We start from the raw sequence: 21,066 nt of genomic DNA, 5'->3' as shown, positions 1-21,066 counted from the left end.
ACCGGCCGCATGGAACTCGGCCTGTCGCGGGTAAGGCCGGTAGGCGGCAAGCTGGTTAGTGCGCCGCCTCCGGTCCAATTCCCTGAGCAGGCTTAGATATTCGGTCTTCGCCGTCGCGGCCCGGCTTTGCGAGGCCTGGTTTTGCGAGGCCCGGTCTTGCGAGCCCCTGTCTTGCGACGCCGGACTTTTCGAGAAACGGCCGCAGGACGGCTTCGAGGCCGCGGATGCGCTGCCTGATTTCGTCATCGCTCAGTGCTTCCAGACTGTTGATGTTGACGTGCAGGTCCTTGGGCAGCATCGACAGCACGATCTTCAGATACTGATCGGGCTTTTCGGTGCGGACCTCGGCGATGACACCGGCGCCATGCGCCCGGAAATCGGCGCGGATGGCTTCCAGAAAACCATCGGCCAGCGTTTTTTTCGATCGCTTCGGCCGGCCGGACGGCCTGGGTTCGGTCACATCAGCCGGTTCGTCGTCGAAAGGATTCTCGGCCATGCCCTACCCCGCCGTCCGGCCGACATCGCCGGCTTCGCTGTTTTCTTGGCCGGCCGCGCAGGTTTCTTGCGCGCCCGCTTGCCGGGCTTTGCCTTTGGCTTCCGCAACCGACGGCCACACGCGTCGCGTTCCGTCGCGCCCCCGCTGTCCCGCCGACATCTGAGTATCGGCAACACAGGCACAAACGTTCGAGAAGGCTTGATATAAAAAAACCTGCCTCGGTGGGGCGGGTCGTTGGCGCAAATCAGCACCTTGAATATATTCCTAGCATAGCTGCCGTCACAAAGCAAGCGAAATCTCGCGGGCGGCCTAAAATTCGGCCGCGCGCCGCGCTTTGGCAGCCGCTTAATGTGAATTATTTTTCACAGCCACGTTGATTTTTCCGACCTGTGAACTATAATTCGCATGTGCTGGTCGTTCAACAAACCGCTGCGTTCCGCGACTGGCTCAACGGCCTGAACGACACACGCGCCGTCGAGCGGCTTGCCATCCGCATCGCCCGCGTTCAGTCCGGACTGATGGGCGACGTGAAGTTCTTCGCCGGCATCGGCGAGCTTCGGATAGACCACGGCCCTGGCTATCGGCTGTACTTCGTCAAGCGCGGCAACGCGCTCATATCATCCTGCTTTGCGGCGGCGACAAGTCCTCGCAGAAGCGCGATATCAAAAAGGCCATCGAAATGGCCAAGGAGGTTTGAAGTGCCCGTCGAGACAATCCCTTTCGACCCTGCCGAACATCTGGAACGTACAGAGGCTCAAGCCGAACTGCTTGCCGACGCCTTCGCCACAGGCGACACCGGCTACATCGCGAATGCTCTCGGCATAGTTGCCCGCGCCCGTGGCATGTCCAAAGTGGCAAGGGATGCCGGCGTCACCAGGGAAGCGCTGTACAAGGCGCTGAGCCCTGACGGCGACCCGCGCCTGTCGACGCTACTGGGCGTCGTCAAGGCATTGGGAGTGAAGCTTACCGCCGAAAAGACCGAAGCCTGATGCATGCCACATGCGTCGCGTTCCTTCGCGCCCCCCTCTGTCCCGCCGACATTCAATCCAAGCAAGCGAAGATCCGAAAACAAAAAACCCGCCTCGGTGGGCGGGGCGGGCGGGTCGTCGGCGCCACTCAGCACCATGACTATATTCCTAGCATAGCTGCCGTCACAAAGCAAGCGAAATCTTGCGGATCGGCCTAAAATTCGGCCGCCCGCCGCGATATGGTGCAGCTGTCCGGATCGGAACCGCCGCTCGCGCGTTTGCAATTTTGCCAATGGGAGCAAAGCCATGAATGTCGCCAATCTGCAACTCGAGGGCCTGCTGATGGCCGTCGCATCGATCAATCAGGTCCTTGTCCGCAAGGGCGTGCTGACGGTCGAGGAGATAGACATCGCCTTGCGCAAGGCCGAAGCCAGCGAGACCAGCGAGGAGCGCTCCGAAGGCATGTCGGCGTCGAGCCGCGATGCCGTCAACTTCCCGATCCGGCTGCTGGAACTGGCGAACCAGTGTCAGCCGGAGGCGGACATGCCGTCCTTCTCCAAACTGGCGCGCATGGTCGGCCAGATGAAGGAACCCTACAACGACCAGATGTGACGTCGCGATCGCCTCGCGTCCGGTCGGAACGCCGCTTGCCAGCCGAGCTACGATCATCTGGCCGGTGCAGGCTTCCAGGTCAGCACACGGCCCGGGCCATGCACGGCTGCAAACAGCAGCCCGGCCAGGAAGGTAAAATGATCGACGAAAAATCCGAACTCGGCCTGGTTTCCGGCCCAATGCGACGGCCCGTGGAAGGCAAAGGCGAGGAACAGCACATAGGCGCCGGCGACAAGAGCGGCCTGCGAGAAGAAGGCGCCGGTCAGGAAGCACAGCACCAGCACCACTTCGAGCACCGCCGCGCACCAGGCCAGAAACAGCGGGAACGGAAATCCGGCGGCGGCGATGTAGCCCGCGGTGGCGCCCATGTCGATGAATTTGAAGGTCACCGCCATGAGGAAGACGGCCGCGAAGATCAGGCGGCCAATCAGGATTGCCGCGGTCTGCCACGGCGTTTGAGCCGGTGATTGAGCGGGTTCCAACGACATGACGTCCTCCAGGGTTGCGACGGCTTTTCGCCCCAAGGACGTTACAACAGCCGCAAACCCGACATCAGGTTGGAAATAGTTCTGTCTGGGGGAGTGGCAGGCGGCCAGGTATTGCAGGACTTTGGAGCAACGCAGCGATCCTTCGCGCCCCCTCTGTCCTGCCGGACATCTCCCCCACTTGGGCCCACTTGGGGGAGATCGGCTATCCCACCGCTTTCGCCAACCTCCAACGTCGCAGGGCAAGAGGAGCGCTGAAGCTGCCAATCTCCCCCCTCGGGGGGGAAATGTCCGGCAGAACAGAGGGGGCGCTGTCCCGCCGGCATCAAAAAGGTTTCTACACCTGCCCCTACCCTGCCTTCGCCTCCGGGTGGCTGATCGGTGCCCGCACAGTCCCATACTGGCTGCTCCAGCGGTCGGTCATGTCGCAGCGTATGTCCCACAGCTCCGGGAAGAAGCGATGCAGGGCGCCGGCCTGCAGCAGTTCGACCGGCCGGCCCTTGAGCGATTTCGAACCCAGTCCGATCGAACGGTGGATGAGGCAGAGATGATTGGCGCGGAATTTCTGGAACAGCTCGTCGAATTCGATCAGCGCCTCGGCGACGACATAGCTGTCGCCGTGATCATAGCTGACATCGTAGACATCCTCGACCGAAAGCCCGCGACCATCGAGATAGGACGCCTTGAAGGCCCGCCACAGATCCGGCGGCATGCGCAGCAAGAGCTTGAAGCCCGGCGATTCCTGGCCGCTACCATTGCCGAGCTGCAGCCGAATCTCCTGGTATTCCTTGGGCGACATGGTTTCGAGCAGGTCGAGCTGCGCCGTCATCATCCGCATCAGCCGATGCACCCGCCGCATCAGCGTGACGATGCGATGGGTGTTCTGCTGCTCGAGGAAGTCGACGACATCGACCAGCGTGTAGGCAATCAGCTTCATCCACAGCTCCTCGACCTGGTGGACGATCTGGAACTGCAGCTCGTCGGCATTGACCATCTCGGCCAGCGGCTTCTGGCTGGCGAGTAGCTTGTCGCAGCTGAGATAGACGCCATAGTCGCGCATATCGGGTGCTTCGATACGGGCGTAATAATCCGTCTTGTGCATGGCAGCTGCTCCTTTGCCCGGCCGATAGGGCTCCCTGTTCGATCCGAGCCTGCAGTTTAGTCGCTTTTCACTTGCGGGATGGTTCAGGCGCTTAAGGCGTGTAGCCCAGCGCGGCCAGGGCCGACAGCCCTGCGGCCAGGCCAATTGCGATAACAATGCCGAAATGCCGTTCCAGGAATTTGCGCCCCTGCCAGTCGTATCGCATATCTGAAACTCCGCCGCCTAATCTGGGGCAATGTGTTCAGGCGTCAAGGCCGGCCACCACCGCTTGCTCTGTTTCTATTGTTGCTGGAGCTTTTGGCGTGGCTGTTGGCGATAACTCGAGTCTAGCTCAGGACAGATTGTCCTGCAGAGCAAGGATTGCTTTGAGACGAGATATGCCTGAAATTTCTCACACTAAAGCTGAGCTTCGATGGCAGCCTTGTCTATGACAGACCATACTTCTACAATTGTTTCGTTGCGAAATTCATAGATAACATTCTCGGCAAAGGAAACTCTCCTCCCATTTACAGGGAGGCCGAGGAACCTTTCTTTCGGCGCGCAGTCGAACCCTAGCCGGCTCGCTATATAGGGCGGATCGGAAATCAGCATCTGGACGTTGAAGTAAAGGTCCGGAATGTCAGCAAAGTCTCTCTCCAGCATTTTGAGATAGCCTGACAAGCCGAGCCGCCGACCGTTGTGGATCACCTCATCATCAACGAACTGCCCCAGCTTCGGCCAGTCCTGCTTGTTCAGGCAGGCAATGTAGTCTCGGTAGACGTCGGCGAGGTCGGTTTTAGTCACGGCGACTGCTCCTGTCTCTACAAGGCCCCGCTGAAAGGGCGTGTCTCATGCTCCCTGTTTATTTGAAAAGCTGCTCGGTGTCCTCCATCGGCCGGGAACCCGGCAGAGGCTCTCGCGCTGCGCGTCAGACGCTAAAGCAGATGACGGCATGAAGCAGCTTCATGCGCCGATGAGAAAGTGCTAGACAGCGTCACTTTCCCGCTTCGTCTAATGGTAGGACAGCGCCCTTTGAAGGCGTGAATCGTGGTTCGAGTCCATGAGCGGGAACCAGCAGTTTCAATAGCTTAGCTGATTTAATCGCCGGACTGTCCAATATCTGGCCTATATTCTCCGAGGTTGGTGCAGGGGCTCGTACGGTTGCTTTAGTAGGGTTTCCTGCGACTATCGGCGGTCCATGTGGCATGGATGCGACATGAGAGGGGCGGATGGCATATAGCGCGAAACTTCTAAAGGATGTGGTGCGGAAGGAGCGGTCCGTCCTTAAAGAACTGCCGGGACCGTTCCCGTCGCGGGAGGTGGCGGAAGAAGCGGCACAAAACGAAATGGCCAGGCTTCGACTGCCAAGCGATACAATCCGTGCTGACATTTATGAGGATGATGCACTCGTCAGAAGGAATTTAGGACCTCGCCGGGACCACGCCGCGCTGTTCTGCGATGAGTTAGCCGCAATTGGAGCGGCAGAAGATGCGTTGCGGAAGGCATTCGAGGTCACGCGGGCTCGACTACATGAACTTGGAGACAGCGATGCGGCTGTTATCCTTGTTAGACGGGAAGCAAAGCTAAAACAAATTGTGGGCGATCTGCTGACCGTGAGCAAGTTGGCGCGCTACGGGTTTTGAACCCGCCACCGTGAGACCATGCCGCCAACTTGTCGACTGATCAGGGCGCCCCGCCCCGCCTTGGACGATGGCAAAACGTCAAGCAACGCCCTGGCGGGTAAAGTTTTGTGCAGGCCGCGAGGACATAGAAACGCCCCGATAATCTCCATTCAATTAGCGGGCTGTTTCGGGAGGGGTGGCGTGGGTAAAAGACGAAAAGGCAGGGCAGCTAAGAAGGCGCTAGCTAGGTGGCGTTACGCTCAGAGACTTCTGAAGGGGGTCAGGACCGTCATTAGATCGGCTCCACGGTCGAACTATTTGAATCCTGCGTTAGCCAAGTATCGCGAAGGTGCACACTTAGATCCGCCGACTGGCGTGATCATCCGGAATTCCGGCCATCCGACTTCTGAGTCGATTTGGGTCTCCGATACAAACGCCGAATGACTTCCGTCCCGCTTACACTGATCTATGAGCGCGCCGAACTGCTGCCGAGGTAGCTTGCACGATAGCCGGTCCCCTTGCGGATCTGACGCTATTGGAGTTCTGTGCATGCAGGGGGAAATCACCATGCGCAAAAGCAAACTTGTCGCGGCGGCAGGGGCCGCGATCATCCTTTTAAGCGGCTGCTCCGGTTCGGGCCTTGGTATGCCCGGCTCACCGGCTTGGTTTGCCACCACACCGCAGGCGGAACAGGCAACCTATTTCCGGAACAGATGTGTCTCCTACGGCTTCGAGCCAGGGACCCCGGCCATGGCCCAATGCATCCAAAACGAGTCCATTTCGTCTCGCGGCAGGGCCTCTGCCAGGGCGAATTCGGCATTTGCCAACATGCAAAACAGTCAGCCGAAAACGACGACTTGTAACCGCTTCGGTAATGCCGTGAACTGCACCACGTTTTGATTTTGGCCCATATGGCGATCGCAAACCCGTCGGAAAGCTCGCCAGGACCGAATACCAAAAAAGCGCGGTTAGCGCGTCCGGCGCCGGCCACGTCCTTCTGCTCAATTGGCAAGCGCTCCGTTGCGAGGGCGATGCTTGCGCGTTTCAAGTTACTGGCGTCCTCGCGCTTGAAGATCCTGCAGTGAAACTGCCCTGCCGAAGCTCTCTTGTGTGGCGTAGCCTTGGCGCAAAGCCTCGATTTCGCCCTCGCGAAATCGCGAGCCTAAAAAAGTCCCCATAGCCAGTCACTGAAACCCAGGCGGCCGCATTGTTGATAGTTTGTCTTCAAACACCTGTCCGTCGCGTCCTTAGCACGATCGATTTCAGATTGGGACATCAACTCAAACAGACTACGGCGAGTCTCGTCGGCATCATTTGCAAAAACCTCAACAAGCTCTTTTCTATATTTCTGACTGGCGAGAGTGAGCCACATATATCCCAACCGACTGTCCCTCTCGGTGAGCCGACCATTAACGTAGCTCTCTCCGAGCGCCTTCATGGCGTATGGGTCGCCCTTACCCGCGGCTCGGCGGTACAATGTAAAGGCTCGACCTTTGTCCGCTTGGATACCGTCTCCTGCAGCTAGCATATCAGCTAGCGCAGTCATCGCGCTAGCTTCCGACTGGGCAGCTGCCTTTTCGAACCATTTCGCGGCCTCGGCTTTATCGACGGCCACTCCTCGCCCTTCGTAAAGAATCGAACCCAACCTCGATTGCGCCGGCGGATACCCCTGTAAAGCCGCCCTAAGATATAGATCAGCAGCCTTCCGATCATTCGGCTGAAATTCCATCAACCCTGGTACTGTCTTCGACCGGATGCCATCCGGAACGCCGACGGTGTATAACCATCCCAACTCGTGTTGAGCCGCTGCTATGCCTTGATCGGCAAGTCGCGTGAGATCCGAAACTTGGTTTTTATTGCCGAGAACCATTGCCGCCCGCACCTTTTTGCGGTCGGAGTCTTCTCGCCAATGTGCAGCTCTTGCAGTGGCCGTTGCCACGTCATCAGGGCTCATCTGACCTATTAGCATGCTATAAGCGAGGCCGTCCTGGGCTTTTGCTATTATCAGCCATTTCAGGGCCTCTACGTAGTCCACTGGTACAGCAGGCTCTCCAGCTGCATAGGTCGCCCCAAGCATGAATTGCGCTTCGCGATAATCCTGATCTGCCGCGCGACGCAACAGCGCAAGCCCAGCGGACACATCCTTCTGAAGACCTCGACCTGAGAGAAACATCTTGGCGAAATAAGTTTGCGCGCGAGCATCGCCGGAATCAGCTAGCGGACGGATGATAGAGAGCGCTGCGCCGTAGTTGCCCTCCTGAAAAAAACTCGCGGCACGATCTAGAGCTTGATCTCGTTCGTCGACCCGCTCGGCGGAAAACGCAGTTGATGCAAAGATCGCTAAACAGACCAGCCCGCAGGCCAACTTATTAAGCATGGACATGACCTGACTCTGAAGAGGGTTGCCTATCGATATGTGCACTATAGTGCGTCGCACTAAAGTACACAATTCGCCACGCATGCCAGATGGACATGCGTCAGCTCGTTGCCAAGAACGTGAAGCGCTGCCGCACAGCGGCCGGCCTCACCCAGCACGAACTCGCCGCGAGGATGGCCTCGATCGCGCCTATGTCAGCGGGCTAGAGATGGGGAAGCGTAACCCGACCGTGATCATGCTTTGGCGGATCGCTGAGGCAATTGGCGTCAGGCCCGTCGATCTCCTGTCGGAGAATGACTAGTCGCTGGGGTAGCCAGGGCGAGCTTCGAGATGTGAGGTTCCAATATGTTTTGCTTTCGGTCCTGAGCGAGGAAGCTGAAGTTGCTGAAGCGATCCTCGGAGGCGAATGAACATCCATAAGAATGCCCGACTGCCGCCGCATGTTCGAGAGCGGATCGTGACTGAAGTGCTGCGCTGGCCGACGCCGCTTAGGCGGATCTCGAGGCGCTCGCTCATCCCCGGAACCGCTCGGTGGTCCAACGGATCTTGCCGTCGATCTTCATCGGCTTGTGGATCATCAATCGCTTGGGCAGGTGTTCCGGATGCACCTCGAGCAAGGTGATCGTGATCTGCGGCTTGCAACGGCTGCAATCAAACTTGAGCTTCAGCGGGTCGGTGCCGCCGCCATAGACCATCATGAGATCGGCCGAACGGCAGTAGCGGACGTTGCCGCAGCTGCATTCCGCCTTGACGAGCATGTTGTGCCGGGTCGCCTTGCCCAGCGTGTCGATCGGATCGTGCGCCATGAGAACAGAAAAGGAACATTTTCCTCGAACGTCAAGGCCTGCTCTGGAATGTTCCTGCTGGCGGCGCGTTCAACCGTTTCTGTTGGCCCGCGTATGGGCTGGGTACTGGTAGCGGAACGCCCGCATAATAGCCCAAAAGAGCAGCTTGTAGGCACTTGACAAGACTGGTACAGATAGCCTGACAAACAGTAAGCAGGGTATTCGGAACGGTTTCCGGTATAACGAGTTGTTCACACAACTCGCACAAACTGCTTGGGGGGACTGATATGGACATGAATCTGATGAAGCACGCATTCGCGACGATCACTGTATCGCTCCTAGACAGAGAAGATGGTGGACTGCGCGTACAGAGCGATGATTTGCCGGGGCTGATCCTGTCGGGACCAGATCAGAAGCAGGTCATCAATCTGATCGTACCCGCTATGGCGGCCCTCCTGGAGCGTCTGGGCTTCAATGATTTCCATATTCATCCCACGCGCACGGTGGGTGAAATTATGGATTGCGCTAATCCGCAAAAACTGGACATGCACGTTCAACAGTTTGTTGTTGAATACGCTAAAGCGGCGTAATCACCCTTCATGATTGCCGTTCGGCTTTTTTCTCGGGGCGAGATTGTCACCAGACTCGCCCCCTATAAGTGCAGGCACATAGCCGATTTGGGCGACGGCTTGGAGATCTGGGAAACGGGATGGAATTACCCGTTCACCCTCCAATCGCAAGGTGAGCGATATGACGAGTGGCAGTTCAGGCGCATCTTGGCGTCTGTGATTGCCGTCACGATGCCGCCGGAATGGATGACCGAAAACGGCAACGGGGCACATTAGGGTTTAACGGACGCGCGTAGCCGCTCCCCCGCCCCGCCCACTCCAAATTCTGTCGCTCTTGATGCTTTGACTCTGACCTTGGCGGACGCGCATCACAAGCTGGATCAATCATCATCCCAGAAATCCTGCAGCGAGGCGTGCCGAAGGTCCTCCTCGCCGCGCAAGTGCTTCACGCGGGCTTTAATTCCCGGCTTGACCCACTGCGTTGCCGGCCGCTTTGGCATGTCCTTGGGCGGTGGCCCGGCATGTTCCTGGACGCGCTTCCACAGCCGCTCCCGCATCTCGCGATTGACGTTCACGAACGCACTGCCGACATATTTCCGGGTGCCTGGGTCAGCCATCAGAGCAAACGCCGGCTTGCCCCTCTCGCGCTCGACGCCAAGCAGTTCGAACTCGCTTTCGGTGAAGGATTTTGTCTTCAGCCAACTGGTAGTCGGGCCGCTGCGGTATTTAGAGTCCGCGAGCTTCGACACCATGCCCTCAAGCCCTGCTTGCTCAATGAGATGGAACACCGCGTCGGCGGTGCCCGGCAGCGCTTCGCTGAGTTGAATACGGCATCCAGGCTCGACCATGCCGCGCAGTATCTCCCGCCGGTCTTCCAGTGCCATGTCGCGAAGATCATGGCCATTTAGGTGCAGGAGATCGAAAGCGACGAAGTAGAGGTCATGCTGGCGCCTGGTGATGGCCTTGCGCAGCGCGGCAAAATCCGAAAGGCCAGCCTCATTCAAGACGACGACTTCGCCGTCGATGATGGCATTCTCGACGTCCAGCGTTCGCGCCGCTGCAGCTAGCTCGCGGTATTTGGAGGTCCAGTCGAGTCCGCGGCGGGTGAAAATCCGAGCGCCGCCGGCGTCGATGATGATCTGGGAGCGGTAGCCGTCGAATTTGGCTTCATGCATCCAGTCATCGCCTTGGGGCGGCTTTGCTGCCAAGGCGGGCATCATCGGCGGGACAAACTTCAAACGCATGCATTGACTCGCAAAACCGCGATTCAATTAGCATGCTCTTAATTAGTTCCGGAAAATTTTAACGAATCGTTGACCGCGCTGTCCCAGAATAGGACGGCGCGGTCAAACCCCAACCCGGGATTGCGCAGGCGGCTCCGGCAATCCAGCTCCCCCGCCTCACTGTCGGAGCCGCTTCCACACTCCTCTAGAATTACCAGCAACGGTTGAATCAACTGTTACCGCACTTGCTTTCCAGTGCACTTTCCCAGTCGTTAAACTTTGATGGAACAGGGCTCTCGCCTTCACGGTTTGACGCTGAGACAGTCCATCTCAGCGAGGAAGCATGGAAGCCCAAGACAACATCCGCAACGCCTGGGCCGCCCTCAAGCTGGTTCGCATGGCTATTGAACAGACCTGCCCCGCCGGTGTGCTGCCGAGCGAAGAAGCTGTCTTGCTGCTCTATGGTCCCGAGCCGGTCCACGAGGGCGAAGCGCTGGCCAAAGCCATCATTGAGACGGTCAACCGGCTAACCGGATGAACGAAACGGCACGCCCAGAGCCGAAGCCACCGATTTAAGTTTTTGGAGCGCCGCATCGCCCTTTGAGAATTGCGATCTCGGTTTCGTGGTCGCCACCCGACATCGAGGAAACCGGCACGCCTATGAGAAAAACGCCCAATGCGTCCCCACTCACAGCCTTGTTTTGCTGATTTGATACGATAGCCAAACGCTCTCTGTCAGCCTGTGTGCAGGGGCCGGCATTCGGAACTCCCGCAATCTTGTCAGGCGGCGTGGCGCACGCCACCAATCCAGCAAGCATTGAAATCGTCAACGCGAATCGCTTCACAGTCCCCACCCCTTTTACAGCCCGGCGGCAACATCGCGTAGTGGAAGACCGCGTGCAAGCTCGTTCGTCGTCAGATTCGACAACAAAGTGCAAAAGGCGCATGATTCCATCTGGTGTCGGGGGATACCTTCATGCATTGGCGTTTGTATTTCGCCGCCATATCAGCGGTTCTTATTTCGGTGACGCTGCGTTCGGCCGAAAGCCGCTCAGGCGGCGCGATGTGATGATGGGCTTGGACAGGTCTCGCTACGATAATCGGTCTGACCAGTGGCGGAAGCGCACCGGGCCAAAGCGGGATCGTCGGCGATGGTTGTCGGGCGTGCCTGTGCGGCTGGTTTTCGTGCCCGTGGCCGCGGCTTCGGCTTTGGCAACGCAATTCGTCATGCAACACACCGGCTCGCTGCCTGAGATCAATCTACAGAATTTGACCAAGCCGGCTCCGGCCCCGATCTCTGGGGTGGCTTCGGTCATCGACGGCGACACAATTGAAATCCATGGGCAGCGCGTCCGCTTCAATGGCATCGACCCGCCCGAGAGCCACCAATACTGCAACGACGCCAAGGGTTTCGACTATCCGTGCGGGCGCCGCTCTGCCGAAGCACTGGATGGCTTCCTGTCGGCCTCAAAGCCGGTCCGATGCACTTTCATTACGTGGGATGGCTATGACCGCTATGTCGGCGACTGCGGGCGCGCGGACGGCTCCAGTGTCGCCGCCTGGATGGTCGAGCACGGCCAAGCGCTGGATTGGCCGAAATACAGCAATGGTGCCTATGCACGGCAGCAAGCTAAGGCGAAGGCGTCGAAGATCGGTCTTTGGGCAGGGACGTTTCAGGTTCCATGGGACTGGCGAGCGCAGCATAGCGACGACCAGCAAGCGACGCCGGCGCCGCTTTTTGCGATCGGCAACGGCAACTCAGGCTGCAACATCAAAGGCAACATTTCAGCGGACGGCGAACACATCTATCACGTGCCTGGCCAAAAGTATTACAGCGTCACCAAAATCACCGAAGCCAAGGGCGAAAGATGGTTCTGCTCAGAGGCAGAAGCCGTTGCCGCCGGTTGGCGACAATCGAAAAGATAGTCGGTTGGCGGAAGTATGTTCCGTCGGTTTCGCTGATTTCCATGGATTTTCGACACGACTAGCAATCAGCATTCCAGCCAGTCCTGTACGTGGCATGCGCTAATGGCCGTGTTCGTCCTCGGGCCGTTCTGGTCTTAGCCACCATGGACGAATGAAGCCGCGCCCCCACGGGGGGGGGTAAGGACAGGCATCGCGAAACGGATGTGGAGAGAACGTCACATGCAGCAACCGCCGCACATCGTGCCGATGCGGAGGCGCGCATGAGCGCGGCCCTATTGATGCCGCGCGAGCCGGTGCATGGGTGCGTTTGCTTCGGCCAAACTAGCCAGCGCTTGCTCGACTTTTTGAGCTGAGGCGTCAGTGCGCTTGATGTGCCGGATCATTTGCTGCCTCAGCCGCGCGAGCCTTTCGGCGCGATATACATCGCCGTATCTCGCAGTTTCAAGGTGGAGGGTCGCGAGCCTCATGGGCGACGATTCCGATTATCTAGCAGTAGAATTCGCGTATCCGCCTTTCGTTCCGATGTCCGACCTTGCCCTCGCAAAGGCTGGCCGGACGGCCGCGACGAATGAGCCGCATCTCTGCCAAAGAGAGATCGTCCGCTGATGCTGCTCAGTCGACCGCGGGTTCAACCAGACGGTAGCGGAAGTGATTGCGGATGTGGTCGTTGAAGAAGCGGCCCTTGGCAAAGGCGGCTTTGAACGTGGCGAAGGTCTTCGGCGGCACGTCCTCAAACTCGTACCGTTTGCCGCTGGCGACGAACCACACCGAGAGGATTCTGCTGTCGGGATCGTATGCCATTTTTCGTATCGAGGTCGATGGCATGATATGGCTCGATCAAAAGCCTTCAACGATCGGAGAGCCTATCACGTTCCTTCGTGGTGTTGCTCCCGGAGCAGCGCACGAGGATTTGCGCTGGGCCACCTAACGCATCGCGGCATCGCAAACGCGGCAGGCACGGTCTTCCGGAAGCTAGCCTTGCGGGTCTCTCTTTTTTCCGAAATAGGCGTCTAGGGTCGGATCGTTCCGACGCTCCTTCGCGTTGGGTGAGAACCCACAAGGAGGAACGTTCATGGCAGACGACAAACACGAACGCATTCGGCGCCGCGCATATGAGATCTGGGAACGAGAAGGCCAGACGCACGGTCTGCACGAGCGTCATTGGAATCAGGCTACCTTGGAAATCGAGAACGAAGACCGCTCGCTTGGTGCTCGTCCACCGGCAATATCCGGCGCCGACGTACCAGCTCCCGCGCAGGCCCAAAGCCGAGAGAAGCAAGGCAAGCGCGCCGCTGGTCAATCGGATGTTGAGGCAGCGGAAGCGCTGGCGATGAGAACAGGCATCTCCGGCGATCAAGCTCAAGACCTCATCGATCGCCTTGGGGACGATGCGCTGGCACTCGATGAGGCGGCGCGGAGCCTCAGGGCATCCGAAAGGTAACCGCCGGCTTTCTCAGGCAGCCCATCGCTGTACTCGACAGATCACCACAGATTTTCAACTCGGCCCCCCGCCAGCGGACCGCCGCATCGGCCAAACAAATGAAAGCGCGCGCCTCTGGCGGAAAGAGCGGGCCGGTCGGGTCGCGGTCTGAGTTTCACGACATTGGACTGAGACGGCGGTTTCGCCTTCGACGCTCGATGGCGCGCGCGTTTCGACGAGCAATTCTAAGTTCGCCAAGCGTCGGCCGCCACCAGCCGCGGGAGTGCTCCATTTCGCCGGCCTCACGACGAGCGGGCCATGTCCTGATGAGTTCCGTCAGCGTCGCCGAGCACCACGTTCCCCACACGTAGTCGATGTCCGTCCGCGTCGCATGTGGATAGAAGGCGGCCAATACTGGCGGCTCGGCGACTTCGCCTGACACATCGGTAAAGACGACGACGCCGTACTGCTCTGTTGCGACGGGGCGGCCCATCGGAGGCAAGTCTTCAGCCGACAACGGATAGCGTTGGCAGCGGCGTTCCGCATATCGCAACCGTGTGGCTCTTTGAGCCTCCGAGTCCTTCTCCGCCTCTCGTCGTCGCTTCCTTTCCTCGGGTTCGTTACATTTGGCAGCCTCTTCGATTGTCGGCCATCGGTGCCGCAGTTCCTCATAGGACCGAAACGGCACGCGCCACGCGCGGAGTTCATCATCCCAACTTGCCCAGGGAATTTCGTGTAGTTCCCGAAGGATGGTCTTCGAATAGGGTGTTCGAATGCGCAGATCCTCGGCAACCTCGAGATAGGGACTGGAGATGGGGTCGAACGAATAGGCATCCCGCCCCTTCCTATCGCCGTGGATCGCCAGCAATTCGGCCTCGCGCGCCAGCCAAGGGTCGACGCGGCGGGCTGCCGTCTTGCCTGGTACAAACCAGCTCCTGCGCTCGTCGCTCCACCTCGCTCGCGGAAAGGCCGCCCGAAATCGTTCGACAGTCATTCGGTCGTACGGAAAGTTCGCCAAAGCACCGGGCGTGTCTTGTTTCTGCCGCGCAGGCTTATGCTCGGATTTCTCCACGGTCTTGCCGTCAATGGTGTTGGATTCGCAGAGAAACGTCCGCCGGCCTTAACAGTTCACTCGCGAACCAGAACGCGACTGCCCTTCGCGACTGAAGGTCGCCCGCGGGGCGGAGCGCGAAAATCGCGAATGTGGCAGCCGCTAGGCCGCGCGATCTTCGCAGGCGTCCCTTCGGGTCGCAACTCGGCATAAGCTCGAATCACTGCTCCCTTCGCCGCCTTGCGCTTCACCGCCACTGATCATTTGGCCCGCTCCCTTCCGGCCAGCACTGAAACCCCGTGTTAACGTCGTTCGCGGGTGAGAGGATGCGGCCGCAGCTTGAAAGTGTAGGGTACAGCTCGCTGCCAGGCACGGAGGCGGAAATGAAATTGCTTGGGTTTGCGCTCTTGTGCACCGGCATGATCAGCGTAGCAATGCCGGCCGTTCGCGCTGAGGATCAGCTTGTTCCGCCTAACCACGTAGAAGCGCCAGAGCCGGCAGTTCATTGCGAGGGCCAAAACTGCCTCCCACCAGCCGACGACCCTGTCGAGGAATGCAAGGGGCAAGATTGCACGCCGGCTCCGCCGGTTGACCCAGGTCCGCAGATTGAACAGGTCGACTGAACAGCATCAGCCGAACACCCCGACTACGAAGGTGATCGCGGACCCGTGGAGAAGGTTGGATTTCAGGTCATCTCCCTCCGCCAACGCACCTTGCCCCAACAGCGAGCCGAGGCGCGATCGGCCGGCTGGCGGAAGGCAAGGCGATGAAAACAAAGCTGACGAGCGCCGCCGACATGCGCGATCTGTGGGCATTGATCGGAAACTGTTCGGCGAGCACTTCGAAAGACCAACTTTCCCGTGGCACCTTGCGTGGACGGTGGAGATCAACAGCGAAGAGCACGTATCGATGCAGTATGTGCTGGCAATTTTGCTGCCCACACAAGACGAGTCAAACCATTCGGTGACGAGGCTGTTCATGAAGCGCTCGGTTTGGCGCTCCGACAGGTTGAACGTTGCATTGAGGCAAGCTCGATCGGCTCTCACGCGACGTGGCCTTCATTGCCGGCCTGATGGCGCAGCGCGTGCCCTTCATCGCAATCTGCTAGCGAGAGTGCCCGCGCAGAGCTTTTAATAACCGGGAATTTCCAGCGCCAACGATCTCACTATATCGGCCAGGCCCGCACCGGCTTTCTCGCAAACCACCCGCACGAAATCACTGCTCATCGTGCCGGCCCCAGCGAAGTCGAGCTCCGGCTGCTTCGCCGCCATCGCGGACGGTGGCAGCGGGGACGGCTAAGCGAGGGTAACAGAGCGCACTCGCAGCGTCAGGCGCGTCGCGAGGGCGGCTCTCCCTACTAGCAATCCTGCCGCCACATGTTGCACGGGTGCGGATATGCGTATCGCTGGTAAGGCGAGTAGACGCGATATCCTGGACCAGCAATGGGCACCGCCGACGATCGCACCGGCTACGAAGGCGCCCGGCAGCCAGATCCCCGGCCCGTGTCCTCGAAAGCCGCGTCTGTAGAAGCGTGGGCCGCCGAGGCCGCGTCTGTAGAAACGCGGGCCGCCGCGGTAGAGGCGATGGAAACGCCGGTACTGGACTTCCTGCGCCTTTGTGGTCGGCGCTTCGAACGACGCCTTCCAGCACCTCCACAAATCGCTTCAGACCGCACGGTGCTCTCGACGGCAAAACTCCAAATCAGTATCTGCAAACCTGCCGAGCCAACGAAACCCCACCGTATAATATCTCATGGGCCAGGACAGCCGCTTGACGATGCCAATCGAAGCTGGCACGCTCTCGGATCTTCGGCTCATTCGAGAGTGGCACGCCAGCGACGAAAATCCTCGAACATGACGATTTTCCATCAGTCTCGAAATTCGGCAGTCATTTGTCGCGAAGTGCCGGTCGAAAATATTGCCGGGCCGCGGTTGCCCTGGATGGATAAGCTCACCACTGTCTCGTGCCCCCTGATTATCGGAACCGTGCTGTCGTTTTGGCTGACGTCGGCTGCCAGCGCTCAAGTCAGTACGCGCGACGAATTGGCAAAATCGATCGTCTACATCGAATGTGAGGAACTCCCGGTTCACGACCAAACCGACGCTGGTGCGGCAGGGGCCGGAGACCAGAAAAAATTATTTACGCGGGGTACGGGCGTCATAATTTCGAATGCCGGCGATATATTGACAGCAGCTCACGTCGTTCCGAGCGTCGCAGGGAACTACAAGAACACCCGCTGTCGTGGCATCCAAGGGACGGCGGCGACGATGCCGACCAGATATCTCATCATAAGAGACAGGATAGCGAAATATGACGCGATTATATTGAGCTTCGTGCCGGAGCGCGGCGAGACCTTCACGCCGGTCAAGTACATCGACACAAATCAGATTGATGAAACTTATGATGTCTACGCACGCGGGTTTGAAGAGGAAGACGGCGCAACCGGCGAAATGAGCTCACGCCCGGGGCGGATCACGACCGCTACGCCAAATGGCCAAGGCATCGTACGCAGCAGCGAGATCACCGCATGGGGTATGAGCGGTGGTCCGGTGCTGCTGGAAAGCGGTGAGTTGGTGGGCATCATCGTCGCCACAGAATTCAGCAACGCCACGCCGACGAAGTTCGGCGTCCTGGCGGCCCAGGCGATAAGCGCTGCCCATCATCTCGAAAAATCGACGATCACAGATGCGCCAACCGATCCGAAAGAGGGATCGGGGAAGTCAAAGCCGGAGGTCTTGTCGGCGAAAGTGCAAGCCGAGCAACGTGAGGCGAGCGAGAATCAGAAAAAAAGTTCTCCTGCCTTGGAAAAAGAGGGTCCCGACACTCGCGAAAAAATTTCTGATACAACAAAATTCCCGGCGAGTGCCGTTGTTCTTTTGAGCATGGACTTGAATGGAAAGAAATACGTCTGTAGCGGCGCACTTATATCGGAAGACACCGTTCTGACTGCAGGGCACTGCTTATTTAGTAATGGCAAGTGGGTGACTCAGGTTACCGCGATACCGGGCCAGAATGAGCACCTCGCACCATTTGGCAGCTGCAACCAAAGCAAGTTGTTTGCTCTGCAAGAGTGGTTAGACAATCCGGCGGGCACCAGTGGCGCGCAAAATGGGTATAATCTTGGCGCAGTCCGCCTCAATTGCAATATTGGCAGGGTGACTGGTTGGTTTGGCATGCGAGTACTGCCCGAAGGCGCTGCGGAGCCGGGTGTAGAGATGCTAGGATATCCAATGGATAGAGTGCCGACAGGCTCCCAATGGCTGAGCAAAGGAAGCTTGCTAGCCGTCGAGGACCTCCTCGTCAGGCATGATGTTCGCTCGTTCGCCGGTTCCTCCGGCTCTCCTCTATACTCCGACCGCGACCCTCGGATTTTCGCGATTCATGCGTACGGGCTTCACTGGGGAGATGGGGATACTATCGAACCCCGGGCAGCAATAAGGCTTACGATCTCAAATCTGCGGGTAATTCAGAGCTGGCTTAATTCAGATCGTCCTCGTGTCCCGATGAATTCATTGGTACAAATCGAGTGCAGCGACGAAAGCAACGGGACAGTCTCACAAGGAACCGGTCTGATTGTCGGCTCAGACGGATTGGTGGCAACGGCATCGAGCGTCGTCCCGGAAAATGGCGCCTGTACAGGGGCGATCGGTAAGTCCGATGCGGAACGTTTGCGGCTTGAGAGGTTAAAGCAAGCAGATCAGCGCGGGCTGGCATTGCTTCAATTCGAAAAATCCGGCGACGCGGATTTTGAATCAATCGCGCTGGGGGATGCCAAGGCCGCCGCCTTGCAAGAGAACGTTCTTGCCTACGGATTCTCAAGCGGTTTCTTCAGCTCGCCGTCCGTCCGCAAGGGCTATGTTGCAAATTTGACGTCAGACAACAATGGATATCTCGAACTCGAAATGGATTCGACCACCGGCTTGGCGGGCGCTCCCGTCGTCACCGAAACCGGAGCGATAGTCGGCCTGGTAATCGAAATGAACCGTAGTTCAGCCGGCAGTCCGGCTTCGGCGATTGCAATCTCAGCTGGTGCAATCGCCAACGAGATTGGTCGCGGGAACTGAGCTACGCTGGCGACAAAGTCGATTACCTGCGTCGTGACCTAGTCGTACCACATGCATCGTGCGGAAGCCGATTTGGCCGCCCGACTGACTGTTGCCCGTCAAAACGTACTCGTCTCCCTCCAGTTCGACATTTACCGAATCAAGTGCATTGTTAAATTCTCCCCAAACCCCAGCGATGAAGCAGATGCCATCGTTCGCGTGAACACCAAGTTTGACGGGTCCATCTCCCTTCTTCCATGTCGAAACCCTGGCCGCTTAGATCGACGTCACGGGTTCGATGATAACAAGGCAACGCTCTCTGCACGAGGCCGAAGGTCTGCGTATACGGCAGAATTTCGTAAGCCTCGATCGTCCCCCTCTGGTCGAACCTTGCGCCCATGACGATTCCGATTAGCGCGTTGAGATTGCTTGTGACCGGCGCTCCGCCCATGCCGCTGGCGCTCTGTCCATCGGTCTCGATTGAACCGTCCGGGCCAGGGAATACGGTCGAGAGAACGGCCCTCCCGGAAGGGAGGAAGGCCCGTGCTGCCGCCCGTAGGGAGCCCGCCAATAAAACTCTACGACCGACCATCTAGTCCTCAGCGTACAGGACGTCGCAAAGTCATATGCTTTGGACTCCGTGAAGCGAAGCAATGCCGCATCTACGCCAATTTGGATTCGCTGCACGATCAATTTGCGCATGGCATTCGTGTCCGAGACGCCAATCGATCCTCTGCATGTCGACCGTTCATCGAGAGTGACGTGCTTTGCAGTCAGCACATGTCCCTGCGAGCTGACAAGCACTCCTGTACCGTGAGAAATTTGCCCGTCGCTGCCCACGCATTCTAGATAGACGATCGTTTGCTCAACCTGGGTGAAGTCACGAGGGTCGCGCCGACCAAAATGACGGTCAACGGAACTATAAAAAGGAGTTCACGCAGCCTCCAATACCAGTAGCCGATCCGTTCATCCTCCATCGGTCAGCGGAGGCACTGGCGCAAAAACATATTATGGCGTCTTCAAGGAGGCGACCAACTAGATCCGAAAACTGTTACGCGTCTGCTATCTGGGCCCGGAGTCCGCTTCCGTTGTGCGTGGATGTAATTGGCCGCCTCCAAATCATCACTGCTCATCCGGCTAAGCGTTCCACAATTGTCACTTCAAGGTTGCTGGAAATAGGGTTCGGTACGCCAAAGCCCCGCCGCTCATCCGCCAGATGTGCAGTAGCCTTGAAGCAGTTGTCCAGAATCTAGCTGCTGTATTTTACTTCCTTTCCTTTCCCGAGCGGCGCCGCACGATCACCAGCGGAGCCAGCTTTGGAAAGTGTTTACCCGACTGCCGCCCGGATAGTTCCGGCGGAATATAGGACGTTGACCATGGGGGCAGAAAAGCTTAGTTTATTTGATGCTTTCTCAGAGAGGGGACTGGGGTACAATGAAAAGTACTTTCGTGGTTAGCATATCATTGTCGAGTGCACTAATCGTGCTCGCCGCGTGCACGACTCCTAACCAGGGGGGAAGCGCCGCAGACCAGGTCATTGCGGGCACGCGCAGAGTATGCAGCTTCGCACCCACCGCCACATCGATTCTTGCCATCCTGAACGTTCCAGGTGCGCCGACTGCCGACAAGCTCGTTCAGAAGATCTGCGACCAAGTCGAAAGGAGCGCGATGGTGGAGTCCACCGAAGTCGGTGGCACGCTGACCGTTGAAGTAGACGGCAAAGTAGTGAGCGGCGTGTTAGAGAAAAAGTAGGCGAACCACCCTCCATAGACCGCCCGTCCGGTCGCCATGATGGCAATGTCCTGGGGCGTTGCCGACGACATTGTCGATCCGCTTCGGCTTTCGCCCCGGCATAAACGAGGCTAAGCGTTAGAAATCGCAAGAGAAGGGGCCGGCGCCACCCTATCAGAAGGGGGCGGCCGCCGCTTGAGCCAATCTCCAGCTCTTCCCCGGCGCTTGCCTCACCCTCCCGCAAAAATGCCTGCGTCAGCTCTTCCCATTCCTTGGTCGAGCGTCAGGGTCGAGGAGGCGGCGCCGGCGCGGCGACACCAGTATGCGGCGTTGGACGGGTCGCCTTCCTTGCGGTGCAGATAGGCGTGCACGCATGCCCGGCTGGTCGTCGCGCTGCTGCGCGTAGGCATGGGCCTGCTGCCAGTCGCCCCTAGCCTCCCACCACAGCGCCGTCAGCGCTTCGGGCGGCTCGGCTTCGCCAAGCGAAGCGCGGAAGCTCTGCATGCCCATTTGTCTTCATGACCTCGTGACCGCGAGGGGTGATGATACCCGTCCAGACCGCCGACGGGTAGCGGCGGGCAACGCGCAATTGTCGATGCGGTGAGCGAGGTCAGCGTTTGCCGAGATCGAAGCGGCCGCCTCAATAAAGAATAGAACAGATGGTGCATTCGCGTGAA

Annotated in this window: 22 protein-coding genes and 1 tRNA gene; 12 read left to right on the top strand and 11 right to left on the bottom strand. The window is 58.6% G+C overall.

Annotation, left to right across the window (positions count from 1 at the left end):
• Window positions 1–55: 55 nt before the first annotated feature.
• Window positions 56–496, bottom strand: a complete 441-nt coding sequence (locus AC0L16_RS09815; RefSeq protein ID WP_473620465.1) for a hypothetical protein — start codon at window positions 494–496, stop codon at window positions 56–58.
• Between the two features lie 389 nt (window positions 497–885).
• Here AC0L16_RS09815 and AC0L16_RS09810 point away from each other — a divergent pair, with 389 nt between their 5' ends.
• On the top strand, window positions 886–1,485 hold the full coding sequence (locus AC0L16_RS09810; protein WP_473620464.1) for an addiction module antidote protein: 600 nt from the start codon (window positions 886–888) through the stop codon (window positions 1,483–1,485).
• A 285-nt stretch (window positions 1,486–1,770) separates the two neighbouring features.
• The gene (locus AC0L16_RS09805; RefSeq protein WP_023803842.1) at window positions 1,771–2,076 is read left to right on the top strand and encodes a hypothetical protein; all 306 of its coding nucleotides are present in this window, start codon (window positions 1,771–1,773) and stop codon (window positions 2,074–2,076) included.
• Window positions 2,077–2,129: 53 nt separating this feature from the next.
• Here AC0L16_RS09805 and AC0L16_RS09800 read toward each other — a convergent pair whose 3' ends face one another.
• The 3 genes from AC0L16_RS09800 to AC0L16_RS09790 form a co-directional block, all read right to left on the bottom strand.
• The gene (locus AC0L16_RS09800; protein WP_473620462.1) at window positions 2,130–2,564 is read right to left on the bottom strand and encodes a DoxX family protein; all 435 of its coding nucleotides are present in this window, start codon (window positions 2,562–2,564) and stop codon (window positions 2,130–2,132) included.
• A gap of 346 nt (window positions 2,565–2,910) precedes the next feature.
• A complete protein-coding gene (locus AC0L16_RS09795; RefSeq protein WP_473620460.1) occupies window positions 2,911–3,663 on the bottom strand; it encodes a tryptophan 2,3-dioxygenase family protein in 753 nt (250 codons plus the stop codon).
• A gap of 396 nt (window positions 3,664–4,059) precedes the next feature.
• Entirely contained in the window at window positions 4,060–4,446 is a 387-nt protein-coding gene (locus AC0L16_RS09790) for an ester cyclase (RefSeq protein ID WP_473620459.1), read from the bottom strand.
• Window positions 4,447–4,642: 196 nt separating this feature from the next.
• On the opposite strand from AC0L16_RS09790, the gene AC0L16_RS09785 reads away from it, so the two are divergent.
• The 3 genes from AC0L16_RS09785 (at window position 4,643) to AC0L16_RS09775 (ending at window position 6,164) form a co-directional block, all read left to right on the top strand.
• Window positions 4,643–4,716: transfer RNA gene (locus tag AC0L16_RS09785), tRNA-Gln, on the top strand.
• Window positions 4,717–4,871: 155 nt separating this feature from the next.
• Entirely contained in the window at window positions 4,872–5,285 is a 414-nt protein-coding gene (locus tag AC0L16_RS09780) for a hypothetical protein (protein WP_473620457.1), read from the top strand.
• 528 nt (window positions 5,286–5,813) lie between these two features.
• Window positions 5,814–6,164, top strand: coding sequence for a hypothetical protein (locus AC0L16_RS09775; RefSeq protein ID WP_473620456.1), 351 nt, complete (start codon window positions 5,814–5,816; stop codon window positions 6,162–6,164).
• Window positions 6,165–6,426: 262 nt separating this feature from the next.
• On the opposite strand, the gene AC0L16_RS09770 is transcribed toward AC0L16_RS09775, so the two are convergent.
• Complete coding sequence (locus AC0L16_RS09770) at window positions 6,427–7,647, bottom strand: tetratricopeptide repeat protein (protein ID WP_473620454.1); 1,221 nt, start codon at window positions 7,645–7,647, stop codon at window positions 6,427–6,429.
• A gap of 31 nt (window positions 7,648–7,678) precedes the next feature.
• On the opposite strand from AC0L16_RS09770, the gene AC0L16_RS09765 reads away from it, so the two are divergent.
• The gene (locus AC0L16_RS09765; protein ID WP_473620564.1) at window positions 7,679–7,942 is read left to right on the top strand and encodes a helix-turn-helix domain-containing protein; all 264 of its coding nucleotides are present in this window, start codon (window positions 7,679–7,681) and stop codon (window positions 7,940–7,942) included.
• Window positions 7,943–8,153: 211 nt separating this feature from the next.
• Here AC0L16_RS09765 and AC0L16_RS09760 read toward each other — a convergent pair whose 3' ends face one another.
• Window positions 8,154–8,447 carry a hypothetical protein gene (locus AC0L16_RS09760; protein ID WP_473620453.1) on the bottom strand — a complete coding sequence of 98 codons (294 nt, stop codon included), beginning with the start codon at window positions 8,445–8,447 and terminating at the stop codon, window positions 8,154–8,156.
• A gap of 266 nt (window positions 8,448–8,713) precedes the next feature.
• Between AC0L16_RS09760 and AC0L16_RS09755 the strand changes: the two genes are divergently transcribed.
• On the top strand, window positions 8,714–9,016 hold the full coding sequence (locus AC0L16_RS09755; RefSeq protein ID WP_473620452.1) for a hypothetical protein: 303 nt from the start codon (window positions 8,714–8,716) through the stop codon (window positions 9,014–9,016).
• Window positions 9,017–9,375: 359 nt separating this feature from the next.
• On the opposite strand, the gene AC0L16_RS09750 is transcribed toward AC0L16_RS09755, so the two are convergent.
• The gene (locus AC0L16_RS09750; RefSeq protein ID WP_473620451.1) at window positions 9,376–10,239 is read right to left on the bottom strand and encodes an ATP-dependent DNA ligase; all 864 of its coding nucleotides are present in this window, start codon (window positions 10,237–10,239) and stop codon (window positions 9,376–9,378) included.
• A gap of 322 nt (window positions 10,240–10,561) precedes the next feature.
• Here AC0L16_RS09750 and AC0L16_RS09745 point away from each other — a divergent pair, with 322 nt between their 5' ends.
• Both AC0L16_RS09745 and AC0L16_RS09740 read left to right on the top strand, forming a co-directional pair.
• Window positions 10,562–10,756, top strand: a complete 195-nt coding sequence (locus AC0L16_RS09745) for a hypothetical protein (RefSeq protein ID WP_473620449.1) — start codon at window positions 10,562–10,564, stop codon at window positions 10,754–10,756.
• A gap of 239 nt (window positions 10,757–10,995) precedes the next feature.
• Complete coding sequence (locus AC0L16_RS09740) at window positions 10,996–12,144, top strand: thermonuclease family protein (RefSeq protein WP_473620447.1); 1,149 nt, start codon at window positions 10,996–10,998, stop codon at window positions 12,142–12,144.
• A 612-nt stretch (window positions 12,145–12,756) separates the two neighbouring features.
• On the opposite strand, the gene AC0L16_RS09735 is transcribed toward AC0L16_RS09740, so the two are convergent.
• The gene (locus AC0L16_RS09735) at window positions 12,757–12,969 is read right to left on the bottom strand and encodes a KTSC domain-containing protein (RefSeq protein ID WP_473620446.1); all 213 of its coding nucleotides are present in this window, start codon (window positions 12,967–12,969) and stop codon (window positions 12,757–12,759) included.
• 247 nt (window positions 12,970–13,216) lie between these two features.
• Between AC0L16_RS09735 and AC0L16_RS09730 the strand changes: the two genes are divergently transcribed.
• Window positions 13,217–13,585 (top strand): DUF2934 domain-containing protein, encoded by a 369-nt coding sequence (locus tag AC0L16_RS09730; RefSeq protein ID WP_473620444.1) that lies wholly within the window; start codon window positions 13,217–13,219, stop codon window positions 13,583–13,585.
• Window positions 13,586–13,739: 154 nt separating this feature from the next.
• On the opposite strand, the gene AC0L16_RS09725 is transcribed toward AC0L16_RS09730, so the two are convergent.
• Window positions 13,740–14,636 carry a hypothetical protein gene (locus AC0L16_RS09725; protein ID WP_473620443.1) on the bottom strand — a complete coding sequence of 299 codons (897 nt, stop codon included), beginning with the start codon at window positions 14,634–14,636 and terminating at the stop codon, window positions 13,740–13,742.
• A gap of 1,421 nt (window positions 14,637–16,057) precedes the next feature.
• Here AC0L16_RS09725 and AC0L16_RS09720 point away from each other — a divergent pair.
• Window positions 16,058–18,679: a trypsin-like peptidase domain-containing protein gene (locus tag AC0L16_RS09720; protein WP_473620442.1), complete on the top strand. Its 2,622-nt coding sequence runs from the start codon at window positions 16,058–16,060 to the stop codon at window positions 18,677–18,679.
• A 390-nt stretch (window positions 18,680–19,069) separates the two neighbouring features.
• Here the strand turns inward: AC0L16_RS09720 and AC0L16_RS09715 are convergent, their stop codons facing one another.
• A complete protein-coding gene (locus AC0L16_RS09715) occupies window positions 19,070–19,462 on the bottom strand; it encodes a hypothetical protein (RefSeq protein WP_473620440.1) in 393 nt (130 codons plus the stop codon).
• Window positions 19,463–20,092: 630 nt separating this feature from the next.
• Here AC0L16_RS09715 and AC0L16_RS09710 point away from each other — a divergent pair.
• Complete coding sequence (locus AC0L16_RS09710; RefSeq protein ID WP_473620439.1) at window positions 20,093–20,410, top strand: hypothetical protein; 318 nt, start codon at window positions 20,093–20,095, stop codon at window positions 20,408–20,410.
• Between the two features lie 234 nt (window positions 20,411–20,644).
• On the opposite strand, the gene AC0L16_RS09705 is transcribed toward AC0L16_RS09710, so the two are convergent.
• Window positions 20,645–20,899 (bottom strand): hypothetical protein, encoded by a 255-nt coding sequence (locus AC0L16_RS09705; protein ID WP_473620438.1) that lies wholly within the window; start codon window positions 20,897–20,899, stop codon window positions 20,645–20,647.
• Window positions 20,900–21,066: the final 167 nt, after the last annotated feature.

Source organism: Mesorhizobium sp. WSM4848 (assembly GCF_055811375.1).
The sequence above is the reverse complement of the archived record's forward strand: the minus strand, read 5'-3'. Positions and strand labels throughout refer to the sequence as shown.

What these genes read in the sequence shown, in the direction of transcription:
- AC0L16_RS09730 (WP_473620444.1), top strand. Translation starts at nt 13,217, where the DNA reads ATGGCAGACGACAAACACGAACGCATTCGGCGCCGCGCATATGAGATC.
- AC0L16_RS09800 (WP_473620462.1), bottom strand. Translation starts at nt 2,564, where the DNA reads ATGTCGTTGGAACCCGCTCAATCACCGGCTCAAACGCCGTGGCAGACC.
- AC0L16_RS09760 (WP_473620453.1), bottom strand. Translation starts at nt 8,447, where the DNA reads ATGGCGCACGATCCGATCGACACGCTGGGCAAGGCGACCCGGCACAAC.
- AC0L16_RS09755 (WP_473620452.1), top strand. Translation starts at nt 8,714, where the DNA reads ATGGACATGAATCTGATGAAGCACGCATTCGCGACGATCACTGTATCG.
- AC0L16_RS09770 (WP_473620454.1), bottom strand. Translation starts at nt 7,647, where the DNA reads ATGTCCATGCTTAATAAGTTGGCCTGCGGGCTGGTCTGTTTAGCGATC.
- AC0L16_RS09705 (WP_473620438.1), bottom strand. Translation starts at nt 20,899, where the DNA reads ATGGGCATGCAGAGCTTCCGCGCTTCGCTTGGCGAAGCCGAGCCGCCC.
- AC0L16_RS09750 (WP_473620451.1), bottom strand. Translation starts at nt 10,239, where the DNA reads ATGCGTTTGAAGTTTGTCCCGCCGATGATGCCCGCCTTGGCAGCAAAG.
- AC0L16_RS09735 (WP_473620446.1), bottom strand. Translation starts at nt 12,969, where the DNA reads ATGCCATCGACCTCGATACGAAAAATGGCATACGATCCCGACAGCAGA.
- AC0L16_RS09745 (WP_473620449.1), top strand. Translation starts at nt 10,562, where the DNA reads ATGGAAGCCCAAGACAACATCCGCAACGCCTGGGCCGCCCTCAAGCTG.
- AC0L16_RS09710 (WP_473620439.1), top strand. Translation starts at nt 20,093, where the DNA reads ATGAAAAGTACTTTCGTGGTTAGCATATCATTGTCGAGTGCACTAATC.
- AC0L16_RS09805 (WP_023803842.1), top strand. Translation starts at nt 1,771, where the DNA reads ATGAATGTCGCCAATCTGCAACTCGAGGGCCTGCTGATGGCCGTCGCA.
- AC0L16_RS09720 (WP_473620442.1), top strand. Translation starts at nt 16,058, where the DNA reads ATGGGCACCGCCGACGATCGCACCGGCTACGAAGGCGCCCGGCAGCCA.
- AC0L16_RS09775 (WP_473620456.1), top strand. Translation starts at nt 5,814, where the DNA reads ATGCAGGGGGAAATCACCATGCGCAAAAGCAAACTTGTCGCGGCGGCA.
- AC0L16_RS09780 (WP_473620457.1), top strand. Translation starts at nt 4,872, where the DNA reads ATGGCATATAGCGCGAAACTTCTAAAGGATGTGGTGCGGAAGGAGCGG.
- AC0L16_RS09815 (WP_473620465.1), bottom strand. Translation starts at nt 496, where the DNA reads ATGGCCGAGAATCCTTTCGACGACGAACCGGCTGATGTGACCGAACCC.
- AC0L16_RS09795 (WP_473620460.1), bottom strand. Translation starts at nt 3,663, where the DNA reads ATGCACAAGACGGATTATTACGCCCGTATCGAAGCACCCGATATGCGC.
- AC0L16_RS09765 (WP_473620564.1), top strand. Translation starts at nt 7,679, where the DNA reads ATGTGCACTATAGTGCGTCGCACTAAAGTACACAATTCGCCACGCATG.